Source organism: Streptosporangium carneum (genome assembly GCF_027922005.1).
In the GTDB taxonomy this organism is placed as follows: Bacteria; Actinomycetota; Actinomycetes; order Streptosporangiales; family Streptosporangiaceae; genus Streptosporangium; species Streptosporangium carneum.
This window is the reverse complement of sequence record NZ_BSEV01000112.1, coordinates 1-602: the sequence shown is the minus strand read 5'-3', so window position 1 is coordinate 602 and position 602 is coordinate 1. Positions and strand designations below refer to the sequence as shown.

1 protein-coding gene is annotated in these 602 nt (G+C 57.1%); it reads right to left on the bottom strand.

The features are described from left to right. On the bottom strand, window positions 1–602 hold a 602-nt coding region (locus tag PKF00_RS44075; protein WP_271223762.1), incomplete at both ends, for a Na+/H+ antiporter NhaA.

Sequence of the window (602 nt, the reverse complement as noted above, 5' to 3'; positions counted from 1 at the left end):
AGGGCCTCAGCCCGGACTGCACCCGGTTCAATGAGCGTGTGTTGTCTGGGCGCTCACGTTCAAAGGGAATGAGAATGCCGATCAGAACCCCAGCTATCGCTCCTTCGATACCCGCCTCCAGAATCGCTCCCCAAAGAACTACGCCAAGCAGGGCAAGCACGGTCCAGCTGAAGCGCCAGAACCGTGCCACTACATGGGCGAGTATCAATGCTGTTATCGCGACAGCCAGAGGAGGAAATGAGAACCCGTGACCGTAAAACAAGCCGATGATCAGAACAGCGCCGATATCGTCGAACATAGCGAGCGCAGTCAAAAAAACCTTGACGGTTATCGATACGCGGTCGCCCAGGAAAGCTAACAAACCGAGAACGAGAACGATATCCGTCGCTGTGGGAATCGCCCATCCAGCTCGCTGCACCGGGTCTGCGCCTGCCACGACGAGATAGATAGCTGCTGGAAAAATCATTCCGGCGAGCGCAGCCACGGCCGGCACTGTGACCAGGCGCCATGACGATAGGCGTCCAGACAAGACCTCTCGCTTGATTTCCAGACCGACCAGCAGGAAGAACGGGACCATCAGGCCTTCATTGATCCACCACACC